Genomic DNA, 14,239 nt, shown 5'->3' with positions numbered 1-14,239 from the left:
GGGGGCGCAGATCATAGCATAGCCATCAGGCAGCCGGCGCTAGGAACGCAGGGGGATGCCGACTATAATGCGCGGTTCTTCGAACCACCTGATCTGAAGTGCATGGCCAAGAAGCTCTATATCGAAACCCACGGCTGCCAGATGAATGAGTACGACTCGTCGCGCATGGTCGACCTGCTCGGCGAACATCAGGCACTGGAGGTCACCGAACGCGCGGAAGAAGCCGACGTGATACTGCTCAACACCTGCTCGATCCGCGAGAAGGCGCAGGAGAAGGTGTTTTCGCAACTTGGCCGTTGGCGCGAACTGAAACAACAGAACCCGGAACTGGTGATTGGCGTCGGTGGCTGCGTGGCCAGCCAGGAAGGCGCCGCCATCCGTGAGCGCGCGCCCTACGTGGACGTGGTGTTCGGACCGCAGACCCTGCACCGCCTGCCGGAAATGATCGACGCTGCGCGCCTCACCCGCAAACCCCAGGTTGACATCAGTTTCCCCGAGATCGAGAAGTTCGACCGCCTGCCCGAGCCCCGTGTCGATGGCCCCAGCGCTTTCGTCTCGGTGATGGAAGGCTGCAGCAAGTACTGCACCTTCTGCGTCGTGCCCTACACCCGCGGCGAAGAAGTCAGTCGTCCGTTCGACGACGTACTGGCCGAGGTCATCCACCTGGCCGACAACGGCGTCCGCGAAGTGACCCTTCTGGGCCAGAACGTCAATGGCTATCGCGGTCTGACCCATGATGGACGCATCGCCGACTTCGCCGAACTGATCCGCGTGGTCGCCGCCGTCGAGGGTATCGACCGCATCCGCTACACCACTTCGCACCCGCTGGAGTTCTCCGACGCGCTGATCCTGGCCCACGCCGAAGTACCGGAGCTGGTGAAATTCGTCCACCTGCCGGTGCAGGCGGGCTCCGACCGCATCCTGGCGGCCATGAAGCGCAACCACACCGCACTCGAATACAAGTCGCGCATCCGCAAGCTGAAAGCCGCGGTGCCAGATATCTGCATCAGTTCGGACTTCATCGTCGGCTTCCCTGGTGAGACCGACAAGGACTTCGAGGCCACCATGAAACTGGTGGAAGACGTCGGCTTCGACTTCTCCTTCTCCTTCATCTACAGCTCTCGTCCGGGTACCCCGGCAGCCGATCTCGTGGACGACACCCCGGAAGAGGTGAAGAAGCAGCGCCTGCAGATACTCCAGGGCCGTATCCACCAGCAGGGTTTCGAGATCAGCCGACGAATGGTTGGCAGTATCCAGCGCATCCTGGTCAGTGACTTTTCCAAGAAAGACCCGGGCATGCTCCAGGGCCGCACCGAGAACAACCGCATCGTCAACTTCCGCAGCGCCAACCCGCGCCTGATCGGCCAGTTCGTCGATGTGCACATCGACGATGCCCTGCCCCACTCCCTGCGCGGCAGCCTGCTCGAGGAAGCCCTGCACTGATCGACCCTCGGGGTCCGTGCTTTTCCAGGCGGCCCCCCGGGGTTATTCTTCAAGTCATTCCATTCCTACCGCCCAAGGGCGAACACACGACATTGAACGCCTCCCTGGATTTGCACCGCTTCACCCTGGAACCCTTTGAAGCCCGCCGCTTCGCCAATCTCTGCGGCCAGTTCGACGAGCATCTGCGCTTGATCGAACAACGCATGGAAATCGAGATCCGTAACCGAGGCAACCAGTTCGAACTGGTTGGTGACCCTCAACGCACCCGCGCCACAGAAAACCTCCTGCGTCGCCTCTACCGCGAAACCGAAGCCATCGAATTGTCGCCCGACCTGGTACACCTCTTCCTCCGCGAAACGGGAATGGAAGAAGCCAGCCCCAGGACCGAAGCCGTGACACTGCGCACCCGCAAAGGCAACATCCGCCCCCGCGGTGCCAACCAGCAGAGCTACGTGAAATCGATCCTCGATCACGACATCAATTTCGGCATCGGTCCGGCCGGCACCGGCAAGACCTACCTGGCAGTCGCCTGCGCCGTGGACGCCCTGGAACGCGAACAAGTGCGCCGCATCCTGTTGGTTCGACCGGCGGTCGAGGCGGGCGAGAAGCTCGGCTTCCTCCCTGGCGACCTCTCGCAGAAGATCGACCCCTACCTGCGCCCGTTGTACGACGCACTCTACGAGATGCTCGGCTTCGAGCAGGTAGCCAAGCTGATCGAAAAGCAGGTCATCGAAGTTGCCCCGCTGGCCTACATGCGCGGCCGCACCCTTAACAACAGCTTCATCATTCTCGACGAGAGTCAGAACACGACCCTCGAGCAGATGAAGATGTTCCTGACCCGTATCGGCTTCGGCTCCACCGCCGTGATCACCGGCGACATCACTCAGATCGACCTGCCGCGCGGCACGAAATCCGGCCTGACTCATGTGATCGACGTGCTGCGCGACGTTCCTGGCATCAGCTTCACCCACTTCAAATCCCAGGACGTGGTGCGCCACCCGCTGGTGCAACGCATCGTGGAAGCCTACGACCGCTTCGACAGCCGCCAGCAGCCAGCCAAGGCCAAGCCGGCCGACAACGACCCGGGCGCGATAAACGACAATGCTTGAACTTGACCTGCAACTCGCAAGCACGGCTCCGGGCCTGCCGAGCGAGGCGGACTTCCGCCGCTGGTGCGAACTGGCCCTGCGCCAGCGCAGCGCCGACTCCGAGCTGACCATCCGACTGGTGGATGAGCCCGAAGGCCGCGAACTGAACCGCACCTGGCGACACAAGGACTACGCTACCAACGTGCTCTCCTTCCCTGCCGACGTACCGGACGAGTTGCTGGATATCCCGCTGCTCGGCGACTTGGTGGTTTGCGCGCCGGTGGTGGCACGGGAAGCAGCCGAACAGGGCAAGGCCCTGGAGGCACATTGGGCGCACCTGGTGATCCACGGCTGCCTGCACCTGCTCGGATACGACCACATCGAAGATGCGGAAGCCGAGGAAATGGAAACACTGGAACGGGAATTGCTGGCTGAACTTGGCCACCCCGACCCTTACCGCGACGACGAAGACCAATAAGAAGCACCGAGCAAAGGACATATGAGCGAAGATCGATCGAGCAACGGGCACAGGTCCTGGCTGGAAAAGCTGACCCAGGCCTTTGCCCATGAGCCGAAAAGCCGCCAGGAGCTCCTTGAGCTGCTGCGCGAAGCCCACCAGAACAAACTGCTCGACAGCGAAGCGCTGTCGATTGTCGAAGGCGCCATACAGGTCGCTGATCTGCAAGTACGCGACATCATGGTGCCGCGCTCGCAGATGATCAGCATCAGGGCCAACCAGACGCCCAAGGAGTTCCTCCCGGCGATCATCGACGCCGCTCACTCCCGCTACCCAGTCGTCGGCGAAAGCCTGGATGACGTCATGGGCATCCTCCTGGCCAAGGACCTGTTGCCACTGATCCTTCAGGACAACGGCCAGTCGTTCAACATCAAGGACCTGTTGCGCCCGGCCACATTCGTGCCCGAATCCAAGCGCCTCAACGTGCTGCTGCGGGAATTCCGCGCCAACCATAACCACATGGCCGTCGTCATCGACGAATACGGTGGCGTTGCCGGCCTGGTGACCATCGAGGACGTGCTGGAGCAGATCGTCGGCGACATCGAGGACGAGCACGATGTCGAGGAAGACAGCTACATCAAGCCGCTGCCCAGTGGCGACTTCATCGTCAAGGCGCTGACTCCGGTGGATGCCTTCAACGAGTTCTTCGAGACGGACTTCTCCGAGGACGAGTTCGACACCGTAGGCGGCCTGGTCATGGGTGCGTTTGGCCATCTACCCAAACGCAACGAAACCACCGAGATCGGCGAGTTCCGCTTCCGCGTGCTCAACGCGGACAGCCGCCGCATTCATCTGCTGCGCCTTTCCCCGCTTTCCCGTTGATACGCGCCCCCTCCACAGCGGAGGGGCGCCCGTGGATAATCGCGCCCGGAGCCGGAAAAAGGCTCCGCTCGCATGCTATTCCAGCTCCCCATCCGCCCAAGGACCGAGCATGAACTGGATCACCCGCCCCGGCTGGCCGGGCAACCTGTTGGCCCTGGCCGCCGGTGCCCTCACCCCCCTGGCTTTCGCCCCCTTCGACTTCTGGCCCCTGGAACTGCTGTCCCTGGCCCTGTTCTACCTCGGCCTGCGTGACCTGGCGCCCAAGGCCGCCTTCTGGCGCGGCTGGTACTACGGTTTTGGCCTGTTCAGCACCGGCACCAGTTGGATCTACGTCAGCATCCACGACTACGGCGCCGCCTCGGTGCCGCTGGCGAGCTTCCTTACCATCGGATTCAGCGCCGGCGTCGCCCTGTTTTTCGCCCTGCCCGCACTGGTCTGGGCTCGCTGGATACGTCGCAGCGAAGCAGCCCTGGCCGACACCCTGGCGTTCGCTGCCCTCTGGCTGGCCCAGGAAGCCTTTCGCGGCTGGTTCCTCACGGGCTTCCCCTGGCTTTACGCCGGCTACAGCCAGCTCGATGGCCCGCTCGCCGGCCTTGCGCCGGTGGGCGGCGTCTGGCTGGTGTCCTTCGCGCTGGCACTGTCCGCCGCCTTGCTGGTGAACCTTCCACGCCTGCGCAGCCGTCCCGCGTTCCTTGGTGCCGGCATCGTGCTGTTGATCGCGCCCTGGGTCGGCGGCCTGGCACTCAAGGGCCACGCCTGGACCCAGCCTGCCGGCGCGCCGCTGAAGGTCGCCGCCATGCAGGGCAACATCGAACAGAACCTGAAATGGGATCCGGAGCAACTCAACGCCCAGCTCGCGCTCTACCGCGACATGACCTTCAGCGCGCAGAAGGCCGACCTGATCATCTGGCCGGAAACCGCCGTGCCAGTGCTCAAGGAATTCGTCGAGGGCTACCTTGGTGTGATGAGCCGCTTCGCCACTGATCGACAATCCGCCCTTATCACGGGTGTACCAATCCGCCAGAACAATGAACGGGGCGAGAAGCGCTACTACAACGGCATCACCGTGGTCGGCCAGGGCGAAGGGACTTACCTCAAGCAGAAGCTGGTGCCGTTCGGCGAATACGTGCCGCTGCAGGAAGTGCTACGCGGGCTGATCGCCTTCTTCGACCTGCCCATGTCCGACTTCGCCCGTGGCGACTCCAGCCAGGGGCCACTAATGGCCAAGGGATACCGCATCGCCCCGTACATCTGCTACGAAGTGGTCTATCCGGAATTCGCTGCCGGACTGGCCGCCCAGAGCGACATCCTCCTGACGGTGAGCAACGACACCTGGTTCGGCACCTCCATCGGCCCGCTGCAGCATCTGCAGATGGCCCAGATGCGCGCCCTGGAGGCTGGCCGCTGGATGATCCGCGCCACCAACAACGGCGTAACGGTACTGATCGACCCGTTCGGCCAGGTCACCGAAGGCATCCCGCAGTTCCAGCAAGGCGTGCTCTACGGCGAAGTCCTGCCCATGCAGGGCCTGACGCCCTACCTGCAGTGGCGAGCCTGGCCATTGGTGATCCTCTGCAGTCTGCTCTTCGCCTGGGCCTTGCTGGCCAGCCGCATCGCCAAGACGGTTTAGTGGCGCTGACCGCTCCTTGTTGGGGGTGAACGCACTCACACCCGACAAGGACGCAGCTCGCTCAGTCATAGGCCAGTGGATAGGCCAGCAGCCCGATGACCTCGTTCAGCAACATTCCGCTCTGCCAGACCGCCTTGGACTCCGGCAACCAGCCGCCCAGCGGGCGACCATTGGGTACGCCGAGGTAACCCACGGGCGCCACCACCACCTCGAACCCCGCCCGCTCGAAACTCCAGCGGGCCCGGGGCATATGCGAAGCCTGGGTCACCAGCAGTACCCGGCGCACCCCGGCAGGTTGGAGCAGCACTGCACTGTAGGTGGCGTTCTCCCAGGTGGTGCGGCTTCTGCCTTCCTGCCAACGCACCTCCAGGCCGAAATCGCGCAAGAGTGTATCGGCCATGATCCGCGCCTCGGAGGGCGGTTCGCCAAAGTGCAGGCCGCCACTGGTCAATAGCGGCAGGCCACTGGCTCGGGCCAGACGCGCGGCATAGCGCAGGCGTTCCATGGCCATGGGCGAAGGTTGATCCGCACCCCAGGCCGGGTCGGCCTGCTCACGGCCGCCACCCAGCACGACAATGGCGTCCACCCGTCCAGCCAACTGACCCCACTCTGCCATGGCCAGGGGCGGGTCGCGCTCCAGCGCCTTGGCCGACCATTCGACCATGATCGGCAGGCTCATTAGCCAGAGCCCCCCAAGACCAGCAATGAAACAGGCAAGAGACAGGCGCGGCATGCGCCGACGCAGCCACCAGGCCAGCAGCAGCAGGAGCAGCAGGCCACCGGGCGGTAGCAGGAATTGCTTGATGATGTAGCGAATGGGCATGGGCACCTCCAGGGTGCCCGGAGCCTAACGGGGATTGGACGTACGGAAAAGCTGCGACCCGCAGGACATGCACGCCGGCACACCCTGGCCGCGCTGCCAGATGGCCGGCGTACCGCACATGGCGCAGCACAGTTGCTGGCGGCGCTTGAACAAGGGGTTGGGCTTGAGGGCGAAGCTCTTGGACGGGCCATTGCCGGCACGCGGAGATCGACGGGGCAACTCCTCGATGGCCGCCAGCTCCTCGGCAGCGGCATGCCAGCCACGCAACCAGCGCATGTCGCGATCCAGATAGGCGCGGATCAACTCCATCTCAGCAGGAGTCAGTCCCTTGAGTTCCAGTTCGAGCGGTTCCTCGTCGCGCAAGCGAACCGCCGTATCCGCTTCATCCAGCGCCAGGGCCAGCCGGTGTAACAACCGTTCGTAGAGCCCGCTCCCTGAGTCCGTCCGCCGCAACTCACCCATCCAACACCTCGAACTGCGTAAACGCTTGCGTTGCTTATGAAAAGCTTAGCGTCCGGTTCCCCGCTGCAAGGTGCCCGCGACAAACGGCGCCGGGATTGCCGACGGACGCCGAGCCGTGCATTCAGGGTTTCCCTAGGCCGACAGGGGTCATGTATGCTACGTCGCTTGAATTTCTGTTTCCTCCAGGGTCCGGCAGCGTGGCCAAGGCCAGCGCAACCGGACCGAGGAACCCCATCCTCCAGCGCCAGTAGCCATGCACGAACAGTATCAGCCCCGCGAAATCGAAGCCGCCGCGCAAGCCCACTGGGACGCGCATAAATCCTTTGAAGTGAGTGAGCAGCCCGGCAAGGACACCTTCTATTGCCTGTCGATGTTTCCCTACCCGAGCGGCAAGCTACACATGGGGCACGTGCGCAACTACACCATCGGCGACGTGATTGCCCGCTATCAGCGCATGCTGGGCAAGAACGTGCTGCAACCCATGGGCTGGGACGCCTTCGGCATGCCGGCAGAAAACGCCGCCATGAAGAACAACGTCGCACCGGCCAAGTGGACCTACGAAAACATCGACTACATGAAGACCCAGCTGAAAAGCCTGGGCCTGGCCATCGACTGGTCCCGTGAAGTCACCACCTGCAAGCCCGACTACTACCGTTGGGAGCAGTGGCTGTTCACCAAACTGTTCGAAAAAGGCGTGATCTACCGCAAGAACGGCACCGTCAACTGGGACCCGGCAGACCAGACGGTCCTTGCCAACGAGCAGGTCATCGACGGCCGCGGCTGGCGCTCCGGTGCGCTGGTCGAGAAGCGCGAGATCCCGATGTACTACTTCAAGATCACCGCCTATGCGGATGAACTCTTGAGCAGCCTCGACGACCTGGACGGCTGGCCCGAACAGGTCAAGACCATGCAGCGCAACTGGATTGGCAAATCCCGCGGCATGGAAGTCAGCTTCCCTTACGACCAGTCCAGCATTGGCCAGGCCGGGGCACTGAAAGTATTCACCACTCGTCCGGACACCCTGCTGGGCGCCACGTACGTCGCTGTCGCCGCCGAGCACCCGCTGGCCACCCTGGCCGTGCAGAAGCTGCCGGCCGACAAGGCGGCTGAGCTGCAAGCCTTCATCGACGAATGCAAACGCGGCGGCGTCGCCGAAGCCGACATCGCCACCCAGGAGAAAAAGGGCCTGCCCACTCCGCTGTTCGTCGAACACCCGCTGACCGGCGACAAGCTGCCCGTCTGGGTCGCCAACTACGTCCTCATGAATTATGGCGAAGGTGCCGTGATGGCCGTGCCGGCCCACGATGAGCGTGACTTCGCCTTTGCCCACAAGTACGACCTGCCGGTAAAACCGGTGATCCGCACCTCTGCCGGCGACGAAACGCCCGCCCCCTGGCAAGACGCCTATGGCGAGCACGGGCAACTGATCAACTCCGGCGAGTTCGACGGTCTGGACTACCAGGGCGCCTTTGACGCCATCGAAGTGGCCTTGCAAACGAAAGGACTCGGCCAAGCCCGCACCCAGTTCCGCCTGCGCGATTGGGGCATCAGCCGCCAGCGCTACTGGGGCTGCCCGATCCCGATCATCCACTGCCCGAGCTGTGGTGACGTGCCAGTACCGGAAGACCAACTGCCGGTCGTCCTGCCGGAAGATGTGGTACCGGACGGCGCCGGCAGCCCGCTGGCGAAGATGCCCGAATTCTATAACTGCACCTGCCCGAAATGCGGCACAGCGGCAAAGCGCGAAACCGACACCATGGACACCTTCGTGGAGAGCTCCTGGTACTTCGCCCGCTATGCCTCGCCAAACTACGACAAGGGTATGGTTGACCCGGCCGCAGCCAACCACTGGCTGCCGGTGGACCAATACATCGGCGGTATCGAACACGCGATCCTGCACCTGCTCTACGCGCGCTTCTTCCACAAGCTGATGCGTGATGAAGGCCTGGTCAGCTCCGACGAGCCGTTCAAGAACCTGCTCACCCAGGGCATGGTGGTGGCCGAGACCTACTACCGCATTGCAGCCAACGGTGGCAAGGACTGGTTCAACCCGGCCGACGTCGAAGTCGAGCGCGACGCCAAGGCCAAGGTCATCGGCGCCCGCCTGAAAACCGACGGCCTGCCGGTGGAAATCGGCGGCACCGAAAAAATGTCGAAGTCGAAGAACAACGGCGTAGACCCGCAGGCCATGATCGACGCCTATGGGGCCGACACCTGCCGCCTGTTCATGATGTTCGCCTCGCCGCCGGACATGAGCCTCGAGTGGTCCGACTCCGGTGTCGAGGGCGCTAGCCGCTTCCTCCGTCGCGTCTGGCGCCTGGCCCAGGCACATGTCGCCGCGGGTCTGCCGGCCGCCCTGGACCGCAGCGCCCTGAACGACGAACAGAAGGCCGTGCGCCGCGCCATCCACCTGGCTATCAAGCAGGCCAGCCAGGATATTGGCCAGCACCACAAGTTCAACACTGCCATCGCTGCCGTGATGACCCTGATGAACGTGCTCGAGAAAGCCCCGCAAGCCAGCGCTGAAGACCGCGCACTGCTGCAGGAAGGCCTGGAAACCGTGGCGCTGCTGCTGGCCCCCATCACTCCGCATATCAGCCACGTGGTCTGGCGCGAACTGGGCCACTCCGGTGCTTCCATCGACGCCACCTGGCCGACCGTGGACGAAGCCGCCCTGGTGCAGGACAGCCTGCAACTGGTGGTTCAGGTCAACGGCAAGCTGCGTGGTCATATCGAAGTGCCGGCCGACGCCAGCCGCGAGGCAGTGGAAGCCACTGCGCGCGCCAACGAAAACGTACTGCGCTTCACCGACGGCCTGACCATCCGCAAGGTCATCGTCGTACCAGGCAAACTGGTCAATATCGTCGCCAACTGATCGAAGCCGGCGCCCTCCTCCAGGAACGGCGCCGGACTGCTCGCAAGGGGAAAGCAAGAAATGATGAAACGGAATCTGCTGGTCCTGGGCCTTGCCGCACTGCTGAGTGCGTGCGGTTTTCAGCTGCGCGGCACTGGCGACGCCAGCTTCGCCCTGACCGAAATGGACGTGACCGCCCGCAACCTGTACGGCCCGACCGTCAAGGCCGTGCGCGCAGCACTGGAAGACAACGGCGTGAATGTCCACGCCGGCGCGCCCTACACCCTCGTATTGGCCCGCGAGGACGAATCCCAGCGCACCGCCTCCTACACCACCGGTGCCCGCAGCGCAGAGTACGAACTGACCCAGACCCTGCAATACGAAATCCACGGCAACAACGACCTGCTGCTGATGGACGACAAGCTGACCGTGCAGAAGTACTACGTGCACGACAGCAACAACCTGATCGGTTCCGACCAGGAAGCTGCCCAGCTGCGCCAGGAAATGCGCCAGGAAATGGTCCAGCAGATGCTCATGCGCCTGCAGCTGATCACCCCGGCCCAACTCGACCAGCTGCAACAGGCAGCAGAAGCCAAGGCCAAAGCCGAAGCCGAAGCGCTGGAAGCCGCGCGCCAGGCCGAGAAGGCCCAGCAACCGCAGCAATCGCCGCTGCAACTGCCCATCCAGTGAGTATACGGGGCCGCACGAGCGGCCCCGGTCATTTGCACCTATGAAGCTCAATCCCGCACAACTGGGCAAACACCTGCAGGGCCCGCTGGCACCGGTCTACGTCGTCAGCGGCGACGAGCCACTGCTCTGCCAGGAAGCCTGTGACGCCATTCGCGCCAGCGCCCGAGCACGGGACTTCAGCGAGCGCCAAGTGTTCAACGCCGAAGCCAACTTCGACTGGGGCCTGCTACTGGAAGCCGGCGCCAGCCTCTCGCTGTTTGCTGAGAAGCGGCTGCTGGAAGTGCGCATGCCCTCGGGCAAGCCCGGGGACAAGGGCGCCGCAGCACTGCTGGAATACTTGGCTAGACCGCCGGAAGATACCGTTCTACTGCTGAACCTGCCCAAGCTCGACAGCAGCACCCAGAAGACCAAATGGGCAAAGGCACTGATCGACGGGCCGGATACCCAGTTCATCCAGATCTGGCCCATCGACGCGCACAACCTGCCGCAATGGATTCGCCAGCGCCTGTCCCAGGCCGGGCTTGCCGCCAACCAGGAAGCGGTAGACCTGATAGCCGCACGGGTCGAAGGCAACCTGCTGGCAGCCGCCCAGGAAGTCGAAAAGCTCAAGCTGGTGGCCGAAGGTGGGCAGATCGATGCCGCTACCGTCCAGGCAGCAGTGGCCGACAGTGCCCGTTTCGATGTCTTCGGTCTGATAGACGCCGCCCTCAACGGCGAGCCCGCTCATACCCTGCGCACTCTGGAAGGCTTGCGCGGCGAGGGTGTCGAGCCACCGGTAATCCTCTGGGCCCTGGCCCGCGAACTGCGCCTGCTCGCCGGCCTGGCCCAGCAATATAGCCAGGGCGTCCCCCTGGAAAAAGCCTTTGCCGCCGCGCGCCCCCCCGTGTGGGACAAACGCCGGCCATTGGTTACCCGCGCCCTGCAGCGCCATCCGGCGTCGCGCTGGAATCAGTTGCTGCAGGACGCCCAGCGCATTGACGCGCAGATCAAGGGCCAGGCACCAGGTGATCCCTGGAACGGCCTCGCACGTCTCGCCTTGCTGCTGGCCGGACAACGCCTGCCCCTGGCCGCCGAGTAGCTGGACATTTTCTGAACAGAAGCTGATGATGCGCGCGCCCGCAGTGGTGCGGATGCAATCGAGGATCGGCCATGGCCAAGAAACGCAAGCAAGGCGCGCCCGAGCGCGCAAAGTCCCTGGTAGCCCAGCCACTCTTCCGCTGCCGTCGGGAGAAGCCCCAGAAAGGCAAAGGAAGTTACCGCCGCGAAGCCTCCCAAGATTGGGAGGCTTCGTCGCTTATGGCCGCCTGAAAAGGCGGAAATCGGCCCGGACGTGTTAAGGTCGCAGCTTGATTCGTCTGCCTCGAGACTCGCGTATGTTCGACGCTCCCGCCCCCAGCCTGATGTTCCGCAGCCTGGCCGCGGCCTCCGCCCTCACTCTGCTCAGCTCCTGCGCCGACGCCCCGGCACAGAAGGCCGCTTCCGCACCACAGCCGCCGGTCAGTCAACCCGCCAGCTCCCCCGTTGCAACCTCGGCGCAATCCGCCCAGGCCCCAATGGTGATGCCGGCCGTCAGCTTCAGCGCCTGGCGTGACGCTTTTCGTCGCGAAGCCCTATCCAGCGGAATAGACCCCAACACTTTTGATCGAGCCTTTGCCGGCATCACCCCGGACCCGAGCGTGATCTCCGCCGATCGCAGCCAACCCGAGTTCACTCGGCCGGTCTGGGAGTACCTGGAAGGCGCCATCTCACCCTACCGTGTGCGCAAGGGCCAGGCCCTGATGATCGAACACGCAGCCACGCTGGACGCGATCGAACAGCGCTTTGGAGTGGACCGCGAGCCCCTGGTGGCCATCTGGGGCATGGAAAGCAGCTTCGGCCAGTTCATGGGCGACAAGTCGGTAATCCGCTCCCTGGCGACACTGGCCTACGAAGGTCGTCGACCGGCTTTCGCTCACGCACAACTGCTCGCTGCCCTGCAGATCCTCCAGCACGGCGATATCCAGCCCGCCCGCATGCTGGGCTCCTGGGCTGGCGCCATGGGCCAGACCCAATTCATCCCCACCACCTACAACAGCCACGCGGTGGACTTCGACGGCGACGGCCGCCGCAATATCTGGAGCTCTTCGGCCGATGCCCTGGCCTCTGCCGCGCACTACCTGCAAGCCTCCGGGTGGCGAAAGGGCCAGCCTGCAGCGCTGCAGGTGCAACTACCCCAAGGTTTCGATTATGCCCAGGCCGACGCCGACATACGCAGGCCCGTGGCACAGTGGCAAGCCCTGGGCGTACAGACCGGCACACAAGCAGCATCCTTGTCCGGAGAGTCTGCCTCGCTGTTGCTCCCCGCCGGCTATCGCGGCCCCGCCTTCCTGGTGCTGGACAACTTCCGCGCCATCCTCAAGTACAACAACTCTTCGTCTTACGCCCTTGCCGTGAGCCTATTGGGCGAACGCTTCGATGGTCGTGGCGAACTCACTGCCAGTTGGCCTCGCGACGAACGCCCGCTGAGCCGCAGCGAGCGTGTGGAATTGCAGGAATCGCTGACGGCCGCCGGCTACTCCCCGGGTGCGCCGGACGGCATCATCGGCGCCAACACCCGCAAGGCCATTCGCGGCTACCAGCAGCGCCTGGGCTGGCCAGCGGACGGCTACCCCAATCTGGAACTGCTCATGCAGTTGCGCGAGGGGCGCTAAGCCCCCGCCTTCCTCGCAGCCTCCGGCGCGCTCGCGTCCGGACGGCGGCCAATTCGTGCAGACGCCTTTGTGATACACTGCGCCACCCTTTTTGCCCCTGCGGCAGCCCACGGAGCCTCTAGCGGAGCCAGTTTTCTCATGTCCGATACAGACACCTCCAAACCCGTCGCCAGCGGCGAAAAGTTCCGTACTGCGCAGGGCATCACCGCGATCAAGGATGGCCAGAAGCGCCGAGCCTCGGCCGAGGCGCAGGTATTCGAACCCAAGCCCAAGTGGCTGCGGGTTAAGGCACCGGGCGGCAGCCGCTTCGAGGCGGTCAAGCGCAATGTCAGTGAACATCGCCTGAGCACCGTGTGCCAGGAATCGCACTGCCCGAACATGGGCGAATGCTGGTCCAACGGCACCGCCACCATCATGCTGATGGGTTCGGTGTGCACCCGCGCCTGCCGCTTCTGCGCCGTGGACACCGGCAACCCCAACGGTTGGCTGGACCAGGAAGAACCCCAGAACACCGCCAAATCCGTCGAGCTGATGGCGTTGCGCTATATCGTGCTGACCTCGGTGGATCGCGACGACCTGCATGATGGTGGCGCCAGTCACTACGCCGCCTGCGTGCGCGCGATCAAGGAGCGCACGCCGCAAGTGGTCGTGGAAGCCCTGACCCCGGACTTCAACGGCGATCTTCAGGCCATCGAACGGGTCGTGGACTCTGGCCTCGAAGTCTTCGCGCAGAACGTCGAGACGGTCAAGCGGCTGACCCATGTGGTGCGCGACCCGCGCGCCGGCTACGAGAAGACCCTGCGCGTGCTGGAGCATGCCAAGCGTCACCACCCTGACGTGCTGGCCAAGACCAGCCTGATGCTCGGACTGGGCGAGACCGACGAAGAAGTCATCGAGACCATGGATGACCTGCGCGCCATTGGCGTGGACATCCTCACCCTCGGCCAATACCTGCAGCCCACCCGCAACCATTTGCCGGTCAAGCGCTGGGTCAGCCCGGAGGAGTTCAACCGCTTCCGCGATATCGGCCTACAGAAGGGCTTCATGGAAGTCGCGGCGGGCCCGCTGGTGCGTTCCAGCTATAGGGCTGACCGGGTCTTCGAGAAGAACAACCTGGGCCTGGCGGCGCCGGTTCCGGTGCCGGGACAGCCCCTTGACGTCAGCATCATTCCGGCACTCAACCTGAGCTGAGCTGGCAATTTACCGCCCGCTCGAAAGGG

13 protein-coding genes are annotated in these 14,239 nt (G+C 64.0%); 11 read left to right on the top strand and 2 right to left on the bottom strand.

The window, feature by feature from the left end:
* Positions 1-102: 102 nt before the first annotated feature.
* The 5 genes from miaB to lnt all read left to right on the top strand — a co-directional run bounded on the left by miaB (position 103) and on the right by lnt (position 5,500).
* Positions 103-1,443 (top strand): tRNA (N6-isopentenyl adenosine(37)-C2)-methylthiotransferase MiaB, encoded by a 1,341-nt coding sequence (gene miaB, locus E8F20_RS16725; RefSeq protein WP_280284721.1) that lies wholly within the window; start codon positions 103-105, stop codon positions 1,441-1,443.
* Positions 1,444-1,535: 92 nt separating this feature from the next.
* Positions 1,536-2,552 (top strand): PhoH family protein, encoded by a 1,017-nt coding sequence (locus E8F20_RS16720; protein WP_028631423.1) that lies wholly within the window; start codon positions 1,536-1,538, stop codon positions 2,550-2,552.
* Positions 2,545-3,009: an rRNA maturation RNase YbeY gene (gene ybeY / locus E8F20_RS16715; protein WP_280284720.1), complete on the top strand. Its 465-nt coding sequence runs from the start codon at positions 2,545-2,547 to the stop codon at positions 3,007-3,009. Before E8F20_RS16720 ends, ybeY begins: the two co-directional genes overlap by 8 nt.
* A gap of 21 nt (positions 3,010-3,030) precedes the next feature.
* Positions 3,031-3,870, top strand: coding sequence for an HlyC/CorC family transporter (locus E8F20_RS16710; protein WP_280284718.1), 840 nt, complete (start codon positions 3,031-3,033; stop codon positions 3,868-3,870).
* A 109-nt stretch (positions 3,871-3,979) separates the two neighbouring features.
* Complete coding sequence (lnt, locus tag E8F20_RS16705) at positions 3,980-5,500, top strand: apolipoprotein N-acyltransferase (RefSeq protein WP_280284717.1); 1,521 nt, start codon at positions 3,980-3,982, stop codon at positions 5,498-5,500.
* A 61-nt stretch (positions 5,501-5,561) separates the two neighbouring features.
* Here the strand turns inward: lnt and E8F20_RS16700 are convergent, their stop codons facing one another.
* Both E8F20_RS16700 and E8F20_RS16695 read right to left on the bottom strand, forming a co-directional pair.
* A complete protein-coding gene (locus tag E8F20_RS16700) occupies positions 5,562-6,323 on the bottom strand; it encodes a YdcF family protein (protein WP_280284716.1) in 762 nt (253 codons plus the stop codon).
* A 24-nt stretch (positions 6,324-6,347) separates the two neighbouring features.
* On the bottom strand, positions 6,348-6,785 hold the full coding sequence (locus E8F20_RS16695) for a hypothetical protein (protein WP_280284715.1): 438 nt from the start codon (positions 6,783-6,785) through the stop codon (positions 6,348-6,350).
* A 253-nt stretch (positions 6,786-7,038) separates the two neighbouring features.
* On the opposite strand from E8F20_RS16695, the gene leuS reads away from it, so the two are divergent.
* The 6 genes from leuS (at position 7,039) to lipA (ending at position 14,210) form a co-directional block, all read left to right on the top strand.
* Positions 7,039-9,660 (top strand): leucine--tRNA ligase, encoded by a 2,622-nt coding sequence (gene leuS, locus E8F20_RS16690; RefSeq protein WP_280284714.1) that lies wholly within the window; start codon positions 7,039-7,041, stop codon positions 9,658-9,660.
* A gap of 60 nt (positions 9,661-9,720) precedes the next feature.
* On the top strand, positions 9,721-10,329 hold the full coding sequence (gene lptE, locus E8F20_RS16685) for an LPS assembly lipoprotein LptE (protein ID WP_280284712.1): 609 nt from the start codon (positions 9,721-9,723) through the stop codon (positions 10,327-10,329).
* Between the two features lie 40 nt (positions 10,330-10,369).
* Entirely contained in the window at positions 10,370-11,407 is a 1,038-nt protein-coding gene (holA, locus tag E8F20_RS16680) for a DNA polymerase III subunit delta (protein ID WP_280284711.1), read from the top strand.
* A gap of 71 nt (positions 11,408-11,478) precedes the next feature.
* Positions 11,479-11,637 (top strand): alternative ribosome rescue factor ArfA, encoded by a 159-nt coding sequence (gene arfA, locus E8F20_RS16675; protein ID WP_036997976.1) that lies wholly within the window; start codon positions 11,479-11,481, stop codon positions 11,635-11,637.
* Positions 11,638-11,702: 65 nt separating this feature from the next.
* Entirely contained in the window at positions 11,703-13,019 is a 1,317-nt protein-coding gene (locus E8F20_RS16670) for a lytic murein transglycosylase (RefSeq protein ID WP_280284710.1), read from the top strand.
* Positions 13,020-13,157: 138 nt separating this feature from the next.
* Complete coding sequence (lipA, locus tag E8F20_RS16665; protein ID WP_280284709.1) at positions 13,158-14,210, top strand: lipoyl synthase; 1,053 nt, start codon at positions 13,158-13,160, stop codon at positions 14,208-14,210.
* Positions 14,211-14,239: the final 29 nt, after the last annotated feature.

The organism is Pseudomonas sp. BN415, assembly GCF_029871195.1.
In the GTDB taxonomy this organism is placed as follows: Bacteria; Pseudomonadota; Gammaproteobacteria; order Pseudomonadales; family Pseudomonadaceae; genus Metapseudomonas; species Metapseudomonas resinovorans.
Note: the sequence above shows the minus strand (reverse complement) of the source record. Positions and strands in the feature narration are given on the sequence as shown.

What these genes read in the sequence shown, in the direction of transcription:
- miaB (WP_280284721.1), top strand. Translation starts at nt 103, where the DNA reads ATGGCCAAGAAGCTCTATATCGAAACCCACGGCTGCCAGATGAATGAG.
- ybeY (WP_280284720.1), top strand. Translation starts at nt 2,545, where the DNA reads ATGCTTGAACTTGACCTGCAACTCGCAAGCACGGCTCCGGGCCTGCCG.
- E8F20_RS16710 (WP_280284718.1), top strand. Translation starts at nt 3,031, where the DNA reads ATGAGCGAAGATCGATCGAGCAACGGGCACAGGTCCTGGCTGGAAAAG.
- lnt (WP_280284717.1), top strand. Translation starts at nt 3,980, where the DNA reads ATGAACTGGATCACCCGCCCCGGCTGGCCGGGCAACCTGTTGGCCCTG.
- E8F20_RS16700 (WP_280284716.1), bottom strand. Translation starts at nt 6,323, where the DNA reads ATGCCCATTCGCTACATCATCAAGCAATTCCTGCTACCGCCCGGTGGC.
- E8F20_RS16695 (WP_280284715.1), bottom strand. Translation starts at nt 6,785, where the DNA reads ATGGGTGAGTTGCGGCGGACGGACTCAGGGAGCGGGCTCTACGAACGG.
- leuS (WP_280284714.1), top strand. Translation starts at nt 7,039, where the DNA reads ATGCACGAACAGTATCAGCCCCGCGAAATCGAAGCCGCCGCGCAAGCC.
- lptE (WP_280284712.1), top strand. Translation starts at nt 9,721, where the DNA reads ATGATGAAACGGAATCTGCTGGTCCTGGGCCTTGCCGCACTGCTGAGT.
- holA (WP_280284711.1), top strand. Translation starts at nt 10,370, where the DNA reads ATGAAGCTCAATCCCGCACAACTGGGCAAACACCTGCAGGGCCCGCTG.
- arfA (WP_036997976.1), top strand. Translation starts at nt 11,479, where the DNA reads ATGGCCAAGAAACGCAAGCAAGGCGCGCCCGAGCGCGCAAAGTCCCTG.
- E8F20_RS16670 (WP_280284710.1), top strand. Translation starts at nt 11,703, where the DNA reads ATGTTCGACGCTCCCGCCCCCAGCCTGATGTTCCGCAGCCTGGCCGCG.
- lipA (WP_280284709.1), top strand. Translation starts at nt 13,158, where the DNA reads ATGTCCGATACAGACACCTCCAAACCCGTCGCCAGCGGCGAAAAGTTC.